At 50.0% G+C, this 1042-nt stretch carries 2 protein-coding genes; both read left to right on the forward strand.

Translation table 11 applies throughout. The features are described 5' to 3' along the window. Positions 1-612: Rpn family recombination-promoting nuclease/putative transposase (locus ACYQ2L_RS17150; RefSeq protein ID WP_460058342.1), on the forward strand; the 612-nt coding region annotated here is incomplete at its 5' end. 262 nt (positions 613-874) lie between these two features. Next, on the forward strand, positions 875-1042 hold a 168-nt coding region (locus tag ACYQ2L_RS17155), incomplete at its 3' end, for an Rpn family recombination-promoting nuclease/putative transposase (RefSeq protein ID WP_460058344.1).

Below are 1042 nucleotides of genomic sequence, written 5' to 3' on the forward strand. Positions count from 1 at the left end.
AATCGAATGAAAGCCAAACCTACTGGTTCAGCTGTACCACTACGCCCGGTGTTGCCGATTCTCTTTTACCATGGCCCCCAGCGAGAGCTCCCGGACCGCTTTTCCACTGCCATGCTCCCGCCGGATCTTCACCCTGCAGACCTGGAGAACCAACCAGATTTCTCTGTACACGTATTCAATCTTGCCACCTTGCCGGATGAGAAAATCCAGGGCTCACTTGAGCTGCAGGCGGCCCTGTTCGCCATGAAATATGCACGCAGCAACTTTAATCTGCTTCTGCGTAAGCTGAACGAACTGGCGAAGACCGGAGGCTTGCTCTTGATTCACACCCCACGATTCAGACTGATCGAGCTCTATCTGTTGTACACCGCAGGCTTGACGAAGGAAGAATTGAAGCGGAAAATAGAAAGTGAAGTTACAGACCCCGTACTTCAGGAGGACTTTATGAGCACCGCTCAACTACTGAAAATGGAAGGCACTATAGAGCAGACAGTCAAGGTAGCCCGCAACCTTGAAGGCACAATGCCGCTTGAGGAAATTGCCAGAATTGTTGAGCTTCCGATTGAAGAACTGCGCCGCCTTCTGCAGGATGATCAAAGGAAGAACGACTGAGCAGTTCCTTTGCTTTCTGTTGCGTGAAGGAAAGTAGAAAAGTTAAATATGTCAAAGTCTTGTGGAAGTTACTTCACTGACATGGCAGATCTGCCATGTTGGCGTAGTTGTTTCCAGATCAGTTAGAGATTTTTGATATGATCTACGGCGAAGTTTAGCGGCGATTTCCCGAGATTCCCGGAAATTGCCGCAGTTCCCCCAGCGAGTTCAATATATCTGGGCATCTGTGTTGTATATCTATACAGGAGCCTCCTTTATGGATATGGAACACAGACCCCACGATTCGATTTTCCGCGCATATTTTTCAGATGCCGGCAGCATGACCGAGCTGCTACACCTCGCACTGCCGTCGGAAACCTTCGATCGCCTAAATGCTTCCTCACTGCAGGTAGAACCGGACACCTACCTCGATGATGAGGGCAGCCGGCAT

This window comes from Spirochaeta dissipatitropha (assembly GCF_054657935.1).